Source organism: Micromonospora sp. NPDC049175, assembly GCF_043197345.1.
Lineage (GTDB): Bacteria > Actinomycetota > Actinomycetes > Mycobacteriales > Micromonosporaceae > Micromonospora.
On record NZ_JBICSY010000002.1, the window covers coordinates 270295 to 285451 of the forward strand.

The 15157-nt window shown below is 70.6% G+C and carries 16 protein-coding genes and 1 tRNA gene; 9 read left to right on the forward strand and 8 right to left on the reverse strand.

The features are described 5' to 3' along the window. Positions 1-23: 23 nt before the first annotated feature. Entirely contained in the window at positions 24-530 is a 507-nt protein-coding gene (locus tag ACGFH8_RS08090; protein ID WP_393365148.1) for a MarR family winged helix-turn-helix transcriptional regulator, read from the reverse strand. Positions 531-629: 99 nt separating this feature from the next. Between ACGFH8_RS08090 and ACGFH8_RS08095 the strand changes: the two genes are divergently transcribed. Together ACGFH8_RS08095 and ACGFH8_RS08100 are read left to right on the forward strand one after the other, a co-directional pair. Then, positions 630-1211: a YceI family protein gene (locus ACGFH8_RS08095; RefSeq protein ID WP_393365150.1), complete on the forward strand. Its 582-nt coding sequence runs from the start codon at positions 630-632 to the stop codon at positions 1209-1211. A 294-nt stretch (positions 1212-1505) separates the two neighbouring features. Next, a complete protein-coding gene (locus ACGFH8_RS08100) occupies positions 1506-2984 on the forward strand; it encodes a glutamate--cysteine ligase (protein ID WP_393365152.1) in 1479 nt (492 codons plus the stop codon). Between the two features lie 172 nt (positions 2985-3156). Here the strand turns inward: ACGFH8_RS08100 and ACGFH8_RS08105 are convergent, their stop codons facing one another. Next, the gene (locus ACGFH8_RS08105; protein ID WP_393365154.1) at positions 3157-4365 is read right to left on the reverse strand and encodes a hypothetical protein; all 1209 of its coding nucleotides are present in this window, start codon (positions 4363-4365) and stop codon (positions 3157-3159) included. 427 nt (positions 4366-4792) lie between these two features. On the opposite strand from ACGFH8_RS08105, the gene ACGFH8_RS08110 reads away from it, so the two are divergent. Then, entirely contained in the window at positions 4793-5476 is a 684-nt protein-coding gene (locus ACGFH8_RS08110) for a PASTA domain-containing protein (RefSeq protein ID WP_393365155.1), read from the forward strand. A gap of 157 nt (positions 5477-5633) precedes the next feature. Continuing rightward, positions 5634-6545, forward strand: coding sequence for a PASTA domain-containing protein (locus ACGFH8_RS08115; protein ID WP_393365157.1), 912 nt, complete (start codon positions 5634-5636; stop codon positions 6543-6545). Positions 6546-6552: 7 nt separating this feature from the next. On the opposite strand, the gene ACGFH8_RS08120 is transcribed toward ACGFH8_RS08115, so the two are convergent. Together ACGFH8_RS08120 and ACGFH8_RS08125 are read right to left on the reverse strand one after the other, a co-directional pair. Beyond that, on the reverse strand, positions 6553-7008 hold the full coding sequence (locus tag ACGFH8_RS08120) for a hypothetical protein (protein ID WP_393365159.1): 456 nt from the start codon (positions 7006-7008) through the stop codon (positions 6553-6555). 98 nt (positions 7009-7106) lie between these two features. Continuing rightward, positions 7107-7391 (reverse strand): hypothetical protein, encoded by a 285-nt coding sequence (locus tag ACGFH8_RS08125; RefSeq protein ID WP_393365161.1) that lies wholly within the window; start codon positions 7389-7391, stop codon positions 7107-7109. 626 nt (positions 7392-8017) lie between these two features. Between ACGFH8_RS08125 and ACGFH8_RS08130 the strand changes: the two genes are divergently transcribed. The 3 genes from ACGFH8_RS08130 (at position 8018) to ACGFH8_RS08140 (ending at position 9689) form a co-directional block, all read left to right on the forward strand. Further along, the gene (locus tag ACGFH8_RS08130) at positions 8018-8899 is read left to right on the forward strand and encodes a helix-turn-helix transcriptional regulator (RefSeq protein ID WP_357243174.1); all 882 of its coding nucleotides are present in this window, start codon (positions 8018-8020) and stop codon (positions 8897-8899) included. After that, the gene (locus ACGFH8_RS08135; RefSeq protein ID WP_393365162.1) at positions 8869-9090 is read left to right on the forward strand and encodes a DUF397 domain-containing protein; all 222 of its coding nucleotides are present in this window, start codon (positions 8869-8871) and stop codon (positions 9088-9090) included. Before ACGFH8_RS08130 ends, ACGFH8_RS08135 begins: the two co-directional genes overlap by 31 nt. A 209-nt stretch (positions 9091-9299) precedes the next feature. Next, complete coding sequence (locus ACGFH8_RS08140) at positions 9300-9689, forward strand: hypothetical protein (protein ID WP_393365164.1); 390 nt, start codon at positions 9300-9302, stop codon at positions 9687-9689. On the opposite strand, the gene ACGFH8_RS08145 is transcribed toward ACGFH8_RS08140, so the two are convergent. Then, the gene (locus tag ACGFH8_RS08145) at positions 9657-10256 is read right to left on the reverse strand and encodes a hypothetical protein (protein ID WP_393365165.1); all 600 of its coding nucleotides are present in this window, start codon (positions 10254-10256) and stop codon (positions 9657-9659) included. The two genes, ACGFH8_RS08140 and ACGFH8_RS08145, sit on opposite strands and share 33 nt — an antisense overlap. Positions 10257-10471: 215 nt before the next feature. On the opposite strand from ACGFH8_RS08145, the gene ACGFH8_RS08150 reads away from it, so the two are divergent. Further along, on the forward strand, positions 10472-12028 hold the full coding sequence (locus ACGFH8_RS08150; RefSeq protein WP_393365167.1) for a S8 family serine peptidase: 1557 nt from the start codon (positions 10472-10474) through the stop codon (positions 12026-12028). A 63-nt stretch (positions 12029-12091) separates the two neighbouring features. On the opposite strand, the gene ACGFH8_RS08155 is transcribed toward ACGFH8_RS08150, so the two are convergent. The 3 genes from ACGFH8_RS08155 to ACGFH8_RS08165 all read right to left on the reverse strand — a co-directional run bounded on the left by ACGFH8_RS08155 (position 12092) and on the right by ACGFH8_RS08165 (position 14160). Beyond that, positions 12092-12898, reverse strand: coding sequence for a WecB/TagA/CpsF family glycosyltransferase (locus ACGFH8_RS08155; protein WP_393365169.1), 807 nt, complete (start codon positions 12896-12898; stop codon positions 12092-12094). Next, positions 12895-14010 carry an NAD-dependent epimerase/dehydratase family protein gene (locus ACGFH8_RS08160; RefSeq protein WP_393365171.1) on the reverse strand — a complete coding sequence of 372 codons (1116 nt, stop codon included), beginning with the start codon at positions 14008-14010 and terminating at the stop codon, positions 12895-12897. Before ACGFH8_RS08160 ends, ACGFH8_RS08155 begins: the two co-directional genes overlap by 4 nt. A 64-nt stretch (positions 14011-14074) precedes the next feature. Beyond that, positions 14075-14160 (reverse strand) — tRNA-Leu (locus ACGFH8_RS08165). Positions 14161-14366: 206 nt separating this feature from the next. On the opposite strand from ACGFH8_RS08165, the gene ACGFH8_RS08170 reads away from it, so the two are divergent. Continuing rightward, entirely contained in the window at positions 14367-15155 is a 789-nt protein-coding gene (locus tag ACGFH8_RS08170) for a DUF3662 and FHA domain-containing protein (protein ID WP_007454122.1), read from the forward strand. Positions 15156-15157 lie beyond the last annotated feature (2 nt).

Here is a 15157-nt window from a genome sequence, read left to right on the forward strand (position 1 = left end):
TGGCAACCGTCGATCCCGGAGGCTCAGGGCCGGGTGGCGGCGGCCTCCTGCTCGGGGCTGATGTCGTCGCTGCCGGCGGTGGCGCAGGGATGCGCGGCGTCGCGCACCCGGCGCAGCCCGTCGAGCAGGGCTGCCAGCGCCTCCGGGTCGAGTTGGCCGGTGAACCACTGCTCGATCATCTGGAGGTGCCCGGGTAGCGTCTCGTTCAGACGTTGCATCCCGGCGGCGGTGACCACGGCGTACGAGCTGCGCCTGTCGTTCGGGCAGGCCCGGCGGATGAGCAGCCCGTCACGTTCCATCCGGTCCACCACGCGGGTCACGCCGCTTGTCGACAACGAGGTCTGCGCGGCCAGGTCGGTCATTCGTAGTTGGTTGCCCGGCGAGCGGGCCAGTCGGGTGATGACCTCGAACTCGACCGCGGAGAGGCCGTGCTCCTCGAATTGGGCGTTGAACCGGGCTGACAGCCCGGCGTGTGCCTCGAAGAGCAGGCCGACGGCGGTGATCCGGGGATCGTCGAAGACGTTGGTCACTCGTTAATCCTACCAGTACTTGACAGAGGGAATGTTGTTGCGACTATATTTGCTACAGCAGTCGTTGGGCTACTAAACAATCTCCTGGAGGACAGCAGCATGACCAGCAGCATCGATGCGGTTACCCGCGATTGGGACGGTCTCACCATCCCGGCGGCTGGCACCTACGCCCTCGACGTGGCGCACAAGCGGGTGGGCTTCGTCGCACGACACATGATGGTGAGCAAGGTGCGCGGTGAGTTCAAGGAGGCGACCGCCACCATCACCATCGGCGAGGACCCGCTGCAGTCGTCGGTCGTCGCGACCATCCAGGCGGCCAGCATCGACACCACCCAGACCGACCGGGACGCGCACCTGCGCAGCCCCGAGTTCCTGGACTCGGAGAAGTTCCCGACGCTCGAGTTCCGCAGCACCGGGGTCAAGTCCCGTCGTGGCAGCGAGTTCGTGCTCACCGGTGAGCTGAGCATCAAGGACGTCACCCGGCCGGTCGAGCTGGAGGTGGAGTTCGAGGGTGTCGGCCGCAGCCCGTTCGGTCAGGACATCTTCGGTTTCTCCGCGAGCACCGAGATCGACCGCGAGGAGTTCGGCCTGACCTGGAACGTCGCCCTGGAGACCGGGGGCGTGCTGGTCAGCCGCAAGATCAAGATCGAGATCGAGGGCGAGGCCGTACGCCAGGCCTGATCTGCCCCGCAGCACCCGTACCCCGGGCCCACGCCGCACGTCGGCGCGGGCCCGGTGTCGTCTCCGCCTCCGACGCCGACCTCGTGGTATTTGTCACGGGCGGCTCGCCCACCATCGCGTCGGTCGCTCGGTCGAACGGGGTACAGATGGCGCCACGAGTGCGCCCGCCCCGATCGATGTCGGATCACCGACGTCGGCCTCTGGCCCGGTCAGGTGGGCGCTCTTACCGTGAAGGGTTCACAATGCGCTTTCCGGGAGGAAGAATCCCGACCGCGCCGGCTGTCGGGAGGACACATGGGCAAGGACGTCGCGCAGGGCGCCTTCACCCGGGATGAGCGCGTCCGCTACCGGCAGAAGGTGCGACGGTGCCTGGACGTCTTCGCCCTCATGTTGGACGACTTCGGGTTCGACGCCGACCGGCCGATGACCGGCCTGGAGATCGAGCTCAACCTGGTCGACTCGGTGGCCGAACCGGCGATGCGCAACGAGGAGATCCTCGCCGACATCGCCGACCCGCTGTTCCAGACCGAGCTGGGACAGTTCAACCTGGAACTCAACGCCGAACCCCGACTGATCGAGGGCACCGGCTTCGCCGACTACGAACACGACCTGCGCGGCAGCCTCTCCCGGGCCGACGAACGCGCAGCCAAGTCCGACGCGAAGATCGTCCTGGTCGGGATCCTGCCCACCCTCACCGAGGGGCACCTGGTCGAGGACAACCTCTCCACGAACGAGCGCTATCGGGTGCTCAACGACCAGATCGTCGGCGCCCGCGGCGAGGACATCGAGCTGGACATCCGTGGCGTCGAGCAGTTACGGACACACACCGACTCGATCGCCCCCGAGGCTGCCTGCACAAGCCTCCAGTTCCACCTTCAGGTCGCACCGGACAGCTTCGCCGACTACTGGAACGCCTCCCAGGCCATCGCCGGGGTGCAGGTCGCGGTCGGGGCGAACAGCCCCTTCCTGTACGGGCGTCAACTGTGGGCCGAGACCCGGATCGCCCTGTTCCAGCAGGCCACCGACACTCGCCCCGACGAGCTCAAAGCCCAGGGCGTACGCCCCCGGGTGTGGTTCGGCGAACGGTGGATCACCTCGATCTTCGATCTCTTCGAGGAGAACGTCAGGTATTTTCCGCCGCTGCTGCCGATCTGCGAGGACGAGGACCCGGTGGAGGTGCTGCATGCCGGCGGTGTGCCGCAGCTCGGGGAGTTGAGACTGCACAACGGCACGGTCTACCGGTGGAACCGCCCGGTCTACGACATCATGGACGGCCGTCCGCACCTGCGAGTGGAGAACCGGGTGCTGCCGGCCGGCCCGACGGTGGTGGACATGCTCGCCAACGCGGCCTTCTACTTCGGGCTGGCGCGGGGTCTGGCCGAGGAGGACCGCCCGATCTGGAGCCAACTCACCTTCTCCTCCGCCGAGGAGAACTTCCAAGCCGCCGCCCGACGCGGCCTCGACGCCGTGCTGCACTGGCCCGGGCTCGGCGACGTGCCGGTGACCAAGCTGGTGCTGGAGCGGCTGCTGCCCACCGCCGCCGCCGGCCTGGACGGCTTCGGCGTCGCCCCGGCGCAACGGGACCGGCTGCTCGGCATCATCGAGCAACGCTGCCGTACCGGCCGCAACGGAGCCGTCTGGCAGACCGAGACGGTGTGGTCGGCGGAGCGGCGGCACGGCATGGACCGGTCGGCCGCGCTGCACCACATGGTCCAGCGCTACGCGGAACTCCAACGAGCCAACGAACCCGTCCACACCTGGCCAGTCCCCTAACCCACCCCCACCCACCCAACCCCACCCCGGAGCGCGTCACCGAGCGCGTCGATCATGAGGTTATAGGCGCGACACGCCGTGCCGGATGGCTACAACCTCATGATCGACGCGCTCGGGCCGAGGGCGGGGCGAGGCGGGGGCCGGGGCGGGGCGCGGGGGGCGGGGCCGGGGGTTAGTCGGAGGTGGGGCGGGTGGATCGGCGGGATGCGCGGGTGCGGCGGGCGCTTGGTGTCGGATCCTCTGCGAGGGCGGAGGTGGATGGTTCGGTGCGCGGTGCGGGCACCCTCGGTGCGGGCACCCACGGCGTGGCGTCCGCACCTGGCGTGGCGTCCGCACGTGGCGTGGCGTCCGCACGTGGCGTGGCGTCCGCACGTGGCGTGGCGTCCGCACGTGGCGTGGCGTCCGCGCCTGGCGTGGCGTCCGCAGCCGGTGCGGCGCCTGTCGTGGTTGCCCGGGGTGCGGCGTCGGTCCTGCCGCGTCGACCCGGGGTGGCGATGGACGAGCGGGAGGTCGACGGCTCGGAGTCGGGCTCGGCGTTCGGAGCCGGATCGGTCCGTGGGGTCGGCCCGTCGACGGTGACCTGCGTCGAGTCGGCCTGAACTGCCGGGTGCGCCTCGGGTTTCCGCGCTGCGGCAGAGGCGCTTCGGTGGGCAGCCCGACTCCGCTCGCCACGATCGGCGAGGACAGCGGCCAGCATCGAGCCGCCGATCCCCGCGATCACCGCGTACGGGGCGATCAGTTGGGTGGAGAGCTGCGTGGGGCCCAGCGTCGACCAGTGCGGCAGGGTGGTCAGGTAGGCGAGCGCGACAAGCACCGGGCCGGCAGCGCCGGAGGCCGCGGCCCCGACGCGGTGCCCGGCCGACCGGGCCGTCCGCCGGGCGGCCAGCACGCCGATCAGCAGCGCGGGCACGAGTGCCAACAGCGCGCCGGGCCAGTAGAGCTGGTCGGAGATCCAGTACCGCGGGTGGTCCGGATCGAAGTGCCAGGTGCCGAGTTGGGCACCTGTCAGCCCGCGTCCGACGCGTACCCCGTCGATCACCGAGACCACCGCGAGCAGCCAGAGCCAGGCGGCGGTCGCGGTCACGTTGATCGCGGCGGCCCGGGACCGAAGCGCCCAGCCGGCGACGAGCACGCCGATCAGGATGCCCAGCGTCGCCTGCACGGCGGCGGTCCGTTGCGGCGCCCCGGTGTCGGCACCGGTCGCGACCCGCGCCGGCACGGCGATCAGCAGCACGGTGACCAGGCCGCCGATCCCGGCGCTGAGCGCCAGGACCACCCGCCGCAGCAGGCCGTCTCGGTCGGCGGACGCCGCGTCGGTCACCTGCGGCGATCGGCCGTCCGTCGGCTCCGGGCCGGGCCGGTCGGCGGCAGGTGGATCCATGGCGGTCGCCGAGTCGGAAACCTCGGCTGCTGTCGGGCCGGTCAGCGGCGGTTCGGCCGTCGTCGGCGCGCCACGTTGCTGGAGCCGCTGCGCACAGACCGCGCCGAGGACGGTCGAGCTGGCGGCGAGCCAGGTGGCCCAGGCGAGGCCATCGGCCCAGGCCGTGTCGCTGGCGCCCGCTTCGGTGGGCCGTCCAGGTGATGACGCCGAGTCCGTAGCCGAAGCCCAGTTGCGCGGCGCCCGCGCCGGCAGCGATTCCGATCGCGGTCGCGATCGACACTCCCCAGCCCTGTCTGGCCATGCCGGGCAGCGTAACGTCCCGTCGTCGGCGCGGCGAGTCGCAACGACCCGCCGGTATGGACCGACAGTCGGTGCGGCGGATTGGGCGGCGGACGGTACGGTCGCCGGTGATGAGGCGGTGGGCGGTATGACGGACACGAGCACGGGCCCGCAGGATGCCGCGGGCGGCGCGAGCCGGGCCAGCATGTGGCTGGGTGGTGGGTTGGCCGTTGTGCTGCTCGCCGCGATCGGCGCGACCGGCGGCTGGCTGCTGGCCGGCGATGGGGACGGGTCCCAGGGGGATCCGCTGGCCGTGGCGACCACGACCGGCCCGCCGACCAGCCGCGCCACCGCGGCTCGGCCGAGCACCGGTCGGGCCACGCCGTCGGCCGTCCGGACCTCCGCCGCGGCGACCAAGGGAACCGGCCTGACCGTGCCACCGGTCCTCGGCGTCGACTTCGTGCAGGCCCGGGAGATGTTGCGCGAGCGACGGCTGGGTTGGCGGTTGGTATTCGGCGGCGGAGCCGGTAGCAGTGTCGAGAGCGCCGCACCGCCCGTGGGAACCGCGGTGTCCCGGGGTACGACTGTGGAGCTTCAGGTGGCTGGGCCAGCGCCGGCGGCGGAGGTGCCGGACGTGGTCGGAAAGGACTGCGCCAAAGCCGTCGACAAATTGATCGACGAGGGTCTGTACCCGCGGTACATAAGCGGCCGTAGTGGAAAGGTCGCCCGGCAGGAGCCGGTCGAGGGCGGCTCCGCCCGGTGGAACGACGAGGTCAGCATCTGGTGTGGTGCCGGCGCACCCGAACAACCGACGGTGAAGCCCTCCCCCTGAGCTGTGGCTGGTGAGTCGATCGTCGTCGTGGCCGAGGAGGCGCGACGTGCCCGTGACCGGCGCGGCTCGGCCCGCTGATCCCCACCGCCGGCCGGTTGGGCGACTAGGTTGACGGTCGAGGGCCATGACGCCCGTCCGGTTCGGGAAAGGACGTGCGATGAGCGACGACCGCCAGGAGCCTCCCGCCGGCGAGCACGACGACCGGACCCGCCCACTGCCACCGGCCGCCGACCGGGCGGAGCCGCCGCAACCGACCAGACCCACGAGCGGGCCGGACGAGACGGCGCCGATCGACCGGACTGGCCCGGCTCGTTCCGCCGGGTCACCGGACCAGACCATGCCGATCGACAGTCCCGCAGCGACCCCGCCGGGCCGTCCGGGCACGCCGCCCGCCCCGACGCCAGCGGCCACGCCGCCCGCTCCGACCCCACCCGCGGACCAGACGACGCGGCCACCCGCCGACCAGACGACGCGGCTGCCCGTCGAGCGGTCGGCCGTGCCGTCGTGGTCCGGACGGGCCGAGGTCCGGCCGCCCCGGCCGGACGAAGCCGGAGAGTGGTACGTCGAGGAGCAGAGCGCTCGCCGATGGTGGCTCCCGATCCTGTGGGGTGTTCTCGCGCTGCTGCTCGCCGGCCTGCTCGGCGGGGCGCTCTGGCTGGTGCTCGCCAAGCAGGATGACGACCGGGACGATCCAGACTCCACCCCGTCCGTCCCGCCGGCCAGTGCCACAAGTGCCGCGCCGACAAGCGCGCCCCCCACCTCGGCCGCGCCGACAAGCGAGGCACCGAGCAGCCCGCCGCCCAGCAGCGCGCCGGTCGAGGTGCCGGTGCCGCCGCTCGCCGGCCTGCCGCAGGCCACCGCCGAGGGGTTGCTGAGCCGGCTCGGCCTTGCCTACGAGGTGGTGTACCGGCCGTCGGAGCTGCCGCCCGGGACCGTGGTGGGCACCGAGCCGGGAACTGGCACTCCGGTGTCGACCGAGGACGAGGTGCTGTTGATCATCTCCCAGGCGCGGCCCTCGACGGACGTGAGCCCGACGGCGCCGAGCCCGACGGTGACCGGTACGCCCTGACCTGTGGTCACCACAATCGCCGGCGGGTGCCGACCAGGCCGAGGCCGGCCAGTGAGATGGCGAGGCCGAAGATCCCGGACCAGAACAGGGAGCGGCGGGTGTCCGTCGCGGTGTTCCCGGCCGGAGCCGCTTCGCTGAGCTGCTGCTGCTGCTCGCCGCCGGCACCACCGCCGGTCACCGACCCGGTCGGCTCGGTGACGCCGGCACGGTTGCCCCGGGCGTCGGCGCTGAGCCAGTCGGATTCCTCGGCTGCCGGTGGATCGTCGTCCGTCGGCGGGTGGTCGTCGACCACGGTGATCTCCGGTGCGGGCACCGGTGTGGTCAGGCGGGTGGACGACATCGCCGGGTCGCGGGCGAGGACCAGGACGGTGACCATCGCTCCGAGGAGAGCGAGCAGTCCACAGACATAGGCGATACGGGAGCGGTGGTGCCGCCGCAGGGCGGGCTGATTGACCATGACCATCCCAGGGTCAGGGTCCTGGACGCGCGGGTGGAACGGTGCCGGGGTGGGCGTACCAATTCTATGGCGACGGCACGCCCACCGGCGGCGGATCGCGTCGGTCAGCCGACCCGGAGCGGGGTACGGGTGACCGGTCGCCGGGCTCGTACGGTGTGCGGGCGGGGCTCGGGGGCTGCCTGTAGCCGCTCCAGCCCGTCGCGCTGGACGAAGATCGATCGTCGGTTGACCGCGTCGCCCGCGGCGTTCAGCTCGTAGCCGTCGAGCCAGAGCCAGCCGTCGTAGGTGGGCCAGTCCAGCACCCGGATCACCCGGAACTTGATGGGCCTGAGGAACTGGACACTCGCCGCGCGAGTCACGAGCAGTACGTCACCGGTGCGGGGAAGCACATGGGCTCCTGGGGAGGATGGCCGGCGACTGTGCCGGCGGTGCCTGAACGGGGGACGTCTCGGCCGGTGACGGGGTCGTGCCTCGTGAACCGGTGGTGCGGATGGTGATGGTCGGGCCGTACCTCGCTGGTGGCGTGCCGCCACCCGACCACCACCCGGATGCTGCCGGGAACCGCGCCCGCCGCCGCAGCTTGCCGGCTTGCAGCGGCGGGGTCATTACCCCGGAGCAGGTCTCGGTTGTGCCGGCTGGGCCCGCGTCGTGCCGGGCTTCCTCGCCTCGGTGGGGTCACCACTGCGAGGAAGCGGGCCGAGACGCTGAGTAACCCGTGCCATACGGACAGAGTGCATGAGGGACGTGCTTCATGCAAGTTGCACGTCGACTTTTGCCGATACGTGAGCGAGTCCCGCGAAAGGCCTATTGAAGCCTTCCGCGTACGGACGGCACACTGGGAGCCGGTTTCGCCCGTCGCGGCCGGCCGAGGACCGGCACCACCCCCTTCGTCGCGAACGCTCGCCGGACGACGGTCGCGCCCCCGGCGGGTGTCAGCCAGTGGCGCGTCGACCGGAGGTAGCCCGGGTGGGGTCGAGCAACCAGCGGCGGGGATCAGCGACTCACGGGTTGCGCGATGAGTGAGCGGCGCAGTCCCACAATCAGAAGGCGGCGGCTCGGTGCCGAGCTGCGCCGCCAGCGTGAGTCCGCCGGGATCACCATCGAGATGGTCGCCGAGCAGTTGGAGTGCTCGGCGTCGAAGGTCTCCCGGATCGAGACCGGGCACACCACCGCCACCCCGCGCGACGTCCGGGACATGCTGCGGATCTACGGGGTGGTCGGTGCCGAGAGCGACGAGCTCGTGCAGATCGCGCGCGAGGCCCGACAGAAGGGCTGGTGGCATCCGTACAGCACGGTGCTCGTCGGCGCGTACGTCGGGCTGGAGGCGGCGGCGAGTTCGATCCGGGCGTACGAACAGCAGGTCGTGCCGGGCCTTCTGGAGACCGAGGAGTACGCCGGAGCGATGATCCGCGCGGCTCGGCCGGACTTCACCGCCGATCAGGTCCACCAGAGGGTGCGTGTCCGTCTGGGCCGTCAGTCGTTATTGACCCAGGACGATCCGGTCGATCTGTGGGTGGTACTCGATGAGGCGGTGGTACGTCGGCCGGTAGGCGGGGACGAGGTGATGCGTGGCCAACTCAAGCGGTTGGTCGAGGTGGCCGAGTTGCCGAACGTGACGTTGCAGATCCTGCCCTTCGAGGTGGGCGCGCACGCCGGCATGGACGGCACCTTCACGATCCTCAGCTTCCCTGAGCCCGGTGATCCGGATGTTGTGTACGCGGAGAACGCCACGGGTGGGCTTTTCCTCGAGAAGAGCGACGAACTGCAGAAGTACAGCTTCATCTTCGATCACATCCGCGCTGCGGCCATACGTCCAGAGGAGTCCGTCGCACACATCGCAAAACTGGCAGAGGAGCCGTTGTGGAAATGGCGACCAAAAGGTTCCCCGTGGACCTGACGCAGGCAGCATGGTTCAAGAGCTCGAAGAGCGGGCCGAACTGTGACAACTGCGTGGAGGTGGCGTACGTGACGGGGGCGGTCGGAGTGCGGGACTCGAAGGACAAGGCGGGCCCGGCCCTGGTTTTCGCACCGAGTGACTGGCACGCCTTCGTCGGCGGCACCCGAGGCGGTGCGTTCGACGCGGTCTGACCGAGTGGTCAACTGAGGCCTCCGTCCGGATCCGGATCCGGACGGAGGCCTTGCCGTGTCCGGGGCGGTCCGGGCGGGCCGGGAAGGGCCGGCGAGGTTCCGCCGGGATTCCCGTCGCCACAGGCCGCCCGTCTCGTTGAACTGGTCGGTACGGCGCAGGTCGACGACCCGTCGCACCGACCGGCAACCGAGCGAGGTAGGCGAGACGGATGACGACGATCGGGTCAGACAATCTCACCAGCGGTGCGGCCAAACCGGAGCGGTTCGGTGGTAAGTACCGCGGAGCGCGTCGGGACAGCGTGTTGACCGAGGTGGTGTCGACCGACCAGGAGATCGGCGGGCGGGACACGTCGGCCCCCGAGGCGCTCTCACTGCCCTCGCTGGACCCGAACCCACTTGTGGAGCCGTCGTTTCCGCCCACCGGCTGGCCGATGGAGCCCAGCGGTTCGCTGGCCGACCATCCGCTGCTCCGCGGTCTGCTGATGGAGTTGCCGCCGAAGGGCAGCCTGCCGTCGTCGGAGTGGCTGGACCGCTGGTTCGAGGCGACCAGGGCGATCCTGGAACTGCTATACGTGCAGGGGGCCGGCCGTCCGCGCTGATCGCGGAGCGGCGGGCTGTGCCCGCTCGGCGAACCGGCTGTGCCGTAGCGCGTGCCGGACCCCGATGGCGATCACCGCGAGCGCGCCCACGGTGATCGCCGGTCCGGTGACCCCCGGGTCGGCTCCGAGGTCGGTGCCGATCGCCGCGATCACCGCCGGCACCGTGGCCAGGGCGGTCACCTGGAGCGGCAGGCCGACGAGTGGGTGGGCCGCGGCGGCGCGTAGCCCGTGTGGCGCGGGCGTGCCGGGAGCGCTGGCGAACGCGCCCGCCCCGGCCCGCAGCCGGCGGATCCGCCGTAGGGAGCAGACCGTCGTCACCAGCGCTGGACCGGCGGCCAGGGTGAGCCCGGCGGCGGCGTGGTCGACAGGCGCGCTGCCGGCACTGAGCAGACCGCCGCCGAGCACGGCCGCGGTGAGCGCCACGCCGGTGAGGGCCAGCACCAGCAACCATCCGGTACGCCGGCGCAGCATGCGGGTGTTGCGCAGCCGGGGAAGCCCGTCGGCGACGACGCCGGCAGCCAGCCAGACGGCGGCGATCGGAAGCAGGATGGTGAGGTGACTCTCCATGTTCGAGAGTCTTTCCCGAATCACGGCGGAGCGAATCCGGGCCGGTCCCCCGTTCACCCCGGACGCCCGGCCCGTAGGGGTCATCGCACGGAGATATGGATGATCCGGCATGTCCAATGGCCCGGTCGCTGACTTACCCTCAGCTAGATCGGCGATAGTCGATTGATGTTGGGACCGGTGGTCACGTTCCGCCACCGGTCAGAGGGAGGTTGGAGATGGGTCTTCCACGAAGGTCCGTACTGGTCGGGGTGGCCATGGCGACGGTGCTTGCCGTCGGCACGCCAGCCCTGGCCGCCGAACCTGTCGGTGTGGTCAGGGCCGCCGGCGGAGCCACCGCCGTGCCGGACAGCTACATCGTCGTTCTCAAGGACAGCGCCGTGGCCCGGGACCGGGTCGGCGACACCGCGAAGCGGCTCTCCGGCCGCCACGGCGGCACGGTGGCCCGCACCTACGGCGCGGCGCTGCGCGGTTTCGAGGTCACGGTGAGCGCGAGCGCGGCGGCGCGGATCGCGGCCGACCCGGCGGTGGCGTACGTCGAGCAGAACCACACCGTGTCCATCTCCGGCACGCAGGCCAACCCGCCCTCCTGGGGCCTGGACCGGATCGACCAGCGCAACCTGCCGCTGGACAGCTCCTACACCTACCCCAACACGGCGAGCAACGTGCACGCCTACATCATCGACACCGGCATCCGGTTCTCCCACAACGACTTCGGCGGCCGGGCCACCTCCGGCTACGACGCCGTCGACGGCGGGTCGGCCGATGACTGCAACGGGCACGGCACCCACGTCGCCGGCACCGTCGGCGGGTCCAGCTACGGGGTGGCCAAGGCCGTCCAGATCGTCGGTGTACGGGTGCTGAACTGCTCCGGCAGCGGCACCAACGCCGGCGTGATCGCCGGCGTCGACTGGGTCACCGCGAACGCGATCAAGCCGGCGGTGGCGAACATGAGCCTCGGCGGCGGCGCGAACACCTCACTCGACAACGCGGTGCGTAACTCGATCGCCTCGGGAGTGACGTACGGCCTGGCGGCCGGCAACGACAACGGCGCGAACGCGTGCAACACCTCGCCGGCACGTACCACGGAGGCCATCACGGTGGGCTCGACGACCAGCTCGGACGCCCGCTCGTCGTTCTCCAACGTCGGCACCTGCCTGGACCTCTTCGCGCCGGGCTCGTCGATCACCTCGGCCTGGTACAACAGCAACACCGCGACAAACACGATCAGTGGCACCTCGATGGCCACTCCGCACGTGGTCGGAGCGGCGGCCCTGGTGGCCAGCGCCAACCCGAGCTGGACGCCGGCGCAGGTCCGCAACCAACTGGTGGCCAACGCGACGGCCAACGTGGTCGGCAACCCCGGCTCGGGCTCACCGAACCTGCTGCTCTACGTGGGCACCGGCAGCACCCCGCCGCCGCCCACCGGCTGCACCGGCACCAACGGCTCCGACGTGTCGATCCCGGACGCCGGCGCGGCGGTGACCAGCTCCATCACCATCTCCGGCTGCGGACGCAACGCCTCGTCGGCCTCCACCGTCGCGGTGAACATCGTCCACACCTACCGCGGTGACCTGGTCATCGACCTGCTCGCCCCGGACGGCAGCGCGTACCGGCTGAAGAACAGCAGCACCTCGGACAGCGCCGACAACGTGAACGCCACCTACACGGTGAACGTCTCCGGTGAGGCCGCCGACGGCATCTGGCGGCTCCAGGTGCGGGACACCTACTCGGCCGACACCGGCTACATCAACACCTGGACCCTGACCGTCTGACCGTCTGACCCGACCGAGGCCCCATCCGGTGGACCGGGTGGGGCCTCGTGCGTACGGATCGGATCAGACCGAGAAGGTCGTCATCCGCTCGCTGGCCGGCGCCGGCGGGCGGGCCTTCCACAGGCCGATCTTCTGGGCGGCGAGCCGGCTCAGGTAGGCCGGGTTGAGGATGACGTAGCGGCGCCAGAGCCGCTTCGGCTCCAGGCCGAGACGCCAGAACCACTCCAGACCGGCGCGCTGCATCCAGCGCGGGGGCTGGCGGAGCAACCCGGCGTGGTAGTCGAAGGCCGCCCCGACAGCCATCAACGGCATGTCCAGCAGCGGTCGCATGGCGTACGCGAAGACCTCCTGGCGCGGGCAGCCCAGCCCGACCAGGACCAGCCGGGCGCCGCTGGATCGGATGCGGTCGGCGATCTCGACGTCCTCACCCGGCTGGGCGGCCCGAAACTTGGACGGCTCCACCCCGGCGATCTTCAGGGCCGGGAACATCCGCTCCAGCGCCGGGATCAACCGGCCGAGGGTTTCCTCGGTCGAGCCGTACAGGTAGACCGGCAGCCCCTCGTCGGCGAACCGCGACAGCACGTGCAGGGTCAACGTCGGCCCGTAGACCCGGTCGGAGAGCCCGGCGTGGTGCAGCAGGTTGAGCGCCCACCGCACCGGCTGCCCGTCCGGCGTGACCACGTCGAAGGAGTTGAGCCGCGCGTTGTGCGCCGGATCGAGCACCCCGGTCATCACGCCGTGCACGGCCAACGCGGTGAGCGCGAGCGGACGCCGCTCGTGCGCAGCGGTCACCACCGCATCGGTCGCCGTCGCGTAGTCGGTGGCGTCGACCAGGACGCCGAGTACGTTGCGCTTGGTCCGCGCGGTCATGCCTTGAATACCCACTTACCCACGTTGGCCTCGTAGATCTCCCGCAGGATCATCGGCACGTCGTAAGTGATCTTCCAGTCCGGGTACTGCTCCTCGAACCGGGCCATGCTGCTGACATACCACTGGTGGTCGCCTGTGCGGTTCTGCTCGACGTAGTTGATCCGCGCCTCGCGGCCGGTGATCTCCTCCGCGATCCGGAACGCCTCGATGTGGGAGGTGTTGGAGTGCCGACCGCCACCGAGGTTGTAGACCTCGGCGGAGCGCGGGGCACGGAAGAACGCCTCGAACGCGGTGAGCACGTCGTGGGAGTGGATCGCGTCCCGGACCATCTTGCCCTTGTAGCCGAACAGGTTGTATGTCCGGCCCTCCATCACGCAGCGCATCAGGTAGGCAAGGAACCCGTGCAGCTCGGCCGCCGAGTGTGCCGGGCCGGTGAGCGTGCCGCCCCGGAAGCAGGCGGTCTTCATGTCGAAGTAGCGCCCGTACTCCTGGACCATCACGTCCGCCGCGACCTTCGAGGCGCCGAAGACCGAGTGCAGCGAGTGGTCGATCGACATCTCTTCGGTGATGCCCTGGTACCAGCGGTGGTCCTCGGGCAGCTCGTACCGCGTCTCCAGCTCGACCAGGGGCAGGCTGTTGGGCCGGTCGCCGTAGACCTTGTTCGTCGAGCAGTGGATGAACGGCGCGTCGATGGCGTGGCGGCGGGTGTTCTCCAGGATGTTGAGCGTGCCGCCGGCGTTGACGTCGAAGTCCGTGTACGGCTCCTTGGCCGCCCAGTCGTGGCTCGGCTGAGCGGCGCTGTGGATCACCACGGCGATGTCCGAGCCGTACTTCTTGAAAACCTGCTCCAGGCCGTCCCGGTCCCGGATGTCGACCGCGAAATGGGTGTACGAGTTGCCCAGGTCACGAGCGAGCCGCTCCAGGCTCCAGGATGTGGAGCCGTCCTCGCCGAAGAAATACCGGCGCATGTCGTTGTCGATGCCGACGACGTCCAGACCGAGGCCGGCGAAGTGCCGGACCGCCTCGGAGCCGATCAGGCCACCCGACCCTGTCACCAACGCGACACTCACACGCCACTCCTGGTCCATCGGAGACAGAATCCATCGCAGCATAGCTTGGCGCCCGGCCCGCCCCGATATGACGGAAGGGCCCCGCGGTAAGCGGAGCCCTCGTCGGTGGTGGGGATGGGGGGAGTTGAACCCCCACGCCCTTTCGGGCACACGGACCTGAACCGTGCGCGTCTGCCATTCCGCCACATCCCCGTGGCACGACCCGGAACACTGTAGCCGCCCCGGCCCCGCTGTCTCCAGCGGCCTCGGGAATACTACGCTGTCCCAGACGCTCGCCAGGAACGATTACCGTTCGTGGCGGACGAAAGATTAGCACGGCAGTCCCGGCCCTTCCGAACGGGTCGGGAGCAGGTGGCCGAGCGGCGTGTGAGCTGCGCGCGCGCCGGCCGGATACCATCATGTCCTCGGGACCCGAGGAGGAGCCGGTGAGCGTGCTGCAACGCTTCGAGAAGCGTCTGGAAGGCCTGGTCGAAGGGGCCTTCGCCAAGGTCTTCAAAGGGGTGGTCCACCCCGTGGAGATCCTCAACGCCATGCAGCGGGAGGCCGAGGCGCACAAGGCGATCCTGGCCGGTGGGCGCACGTTGGTGCCCAACCGCTACGTGATCGATCTCTCGCCGTTCGACCACAGTCGGCTGGCGCCGTACGCCGCTGCGCTGGCCCAGGAGTTGGCCCAGTCGCAGGCGGAGTTCATCGGCGAGCAGGCCTGGACGGTCTATGGCGACGTGATCGTCGAGATCGAGCGAGGCGAGGGCCTGGACACGGGCATGTTCCGTGTCACGGCCGAGGTCTACACCGGCGGCGAGGTCGCCCCGGTGTCGGCACCCGGCTACGACGCCGGCCCGCCCGCCTACCCCGCGTACGACCAGGGTGGTGGCTACGGCCCTCCGCCCGGGCACGGTGGCGGTCGCAACGTGCGGCTGGTCTCCGGTGACGGTCGCACCTACCCCCTTCAGATGGGGTCGACGGTGATCGGTCGCGGCGATCAGGCCAACCTGCGTCTGCCCGACGTCGGCATCTCCCGGCGACACGCCCGGTTGGATTTCGACGGGGGCCAGGTCGTGCTGACCGATCTGGGGTCGACCAACGGCACCATGGTCAACGGGCAGCGGGTCTCCGCTGTCGCGCTCAACCCTGGTGACATGGTCCAGCTCGGGACGACGACGCTGACCTTCCGCGTGGACGGCTGATC

Bases quoted from the DNA above. Each gene is read 5' to 3' on its own strand.
- ACGFH8_RS08095 (WP_393365150.1), top strand. From the start codon at position 630: ATGACCAGCAGCATCGATGCGGTTACCCGCGATTGGGACGGTCTCACC.
- ACGFH8_RS08100 (WP_393365152.1), top strand. From the start codon at position 1,506: ATGGGCAAGGACGTCGCGCAGGGCGCCTTCACCCGGGATGAGCGCGTC.
- ACGFH8_RS08105 (WP_393365154.1), bottom strand. From the start codon at position 4,365: ATGGATCCACCTGCCGCCGACCGGCCCGGCCCGGAGCCGACGGACGGC.
- ACGFH8_RS08110 (WP_393365155.1), top strand. From the start codon at position 4,793: ATGACGGACACGAGCACGGGCCCGCAGGATGCCGCGGGCGGCGCGAGC.
- ACGFH8_RS08115 (WP_393365157.1), top strand. From the start codon at position 5,634: ATGAGCGACGACCGCCAGGAGCCTCCCGCCGGCGAGCACGACGACCGG.
- ACGFH8_RS08120 (WP_393365159.1), bottom strand. From the start codon at position 7,008: ATGGTCATGGTCAATCAGCCCGCCCTGCGGCGGCACCACCGCTCCCGT.
- ACGFH8_RS08130 (WP_357243174.1), top strand. From the start codon at position 8,018: ATGAGTGAGCGGCGCAGTCCCACAATCAGAAGGCGGCGGCTCGGTGCC.
- ACGFH8_RS08135 (WP_393365162.1), top strand. From the start codon at position 8,869: ATGGCGACCAAAAGGTTCCCCGTGGACCTGACGCAGGCAGCATGGTTC.
- ACGFH8_RS08140 (WP_393365164.1), top strand. From the start codon at position 9,300: ATGACGACGATCGGGTCAGACAATCTCACCAGCGGTGCGGCCAAACCG.
- ACGFH8_RS08145 (WP_393365165.1), bottom strand. From the start codon at position 10,256: ATGGAGAGTCACCTCACCATCCTGCTTCCGATCGCCGCCGTCTGGCTG.
- ACGFH8_RS08150 (WP_393365167.1), top strand. From the start codon at position 10,472: ATGGGTCTTCCACGAAGGTCCGTACTGGTCGGGGTGGCCATGGCGACG.
- ACGFH8_RS08155 (WP_393365169.1), bottom strand. From the start codon at position 12,898: ATGACCGCGCGGACCAAGCGCAACGTACTCGGCGTCCTGGTCGACGCC.
- ACGFH8_RS08160 (WP_393365171.1), bottom strand. From the start codon at position 14,010: ATGCTGCGATGGATTCTGTCTCCGATGGACCAGGAGTGGCGTGTGAGT.
- ACGFH8_RS08170 (WP_007454122.1), top strand. From the start codon at position 14,367: ATGTCCTCGGGACCCGAGGAGGAGCCGGTGAGCGTGCTGCAACGCTTC.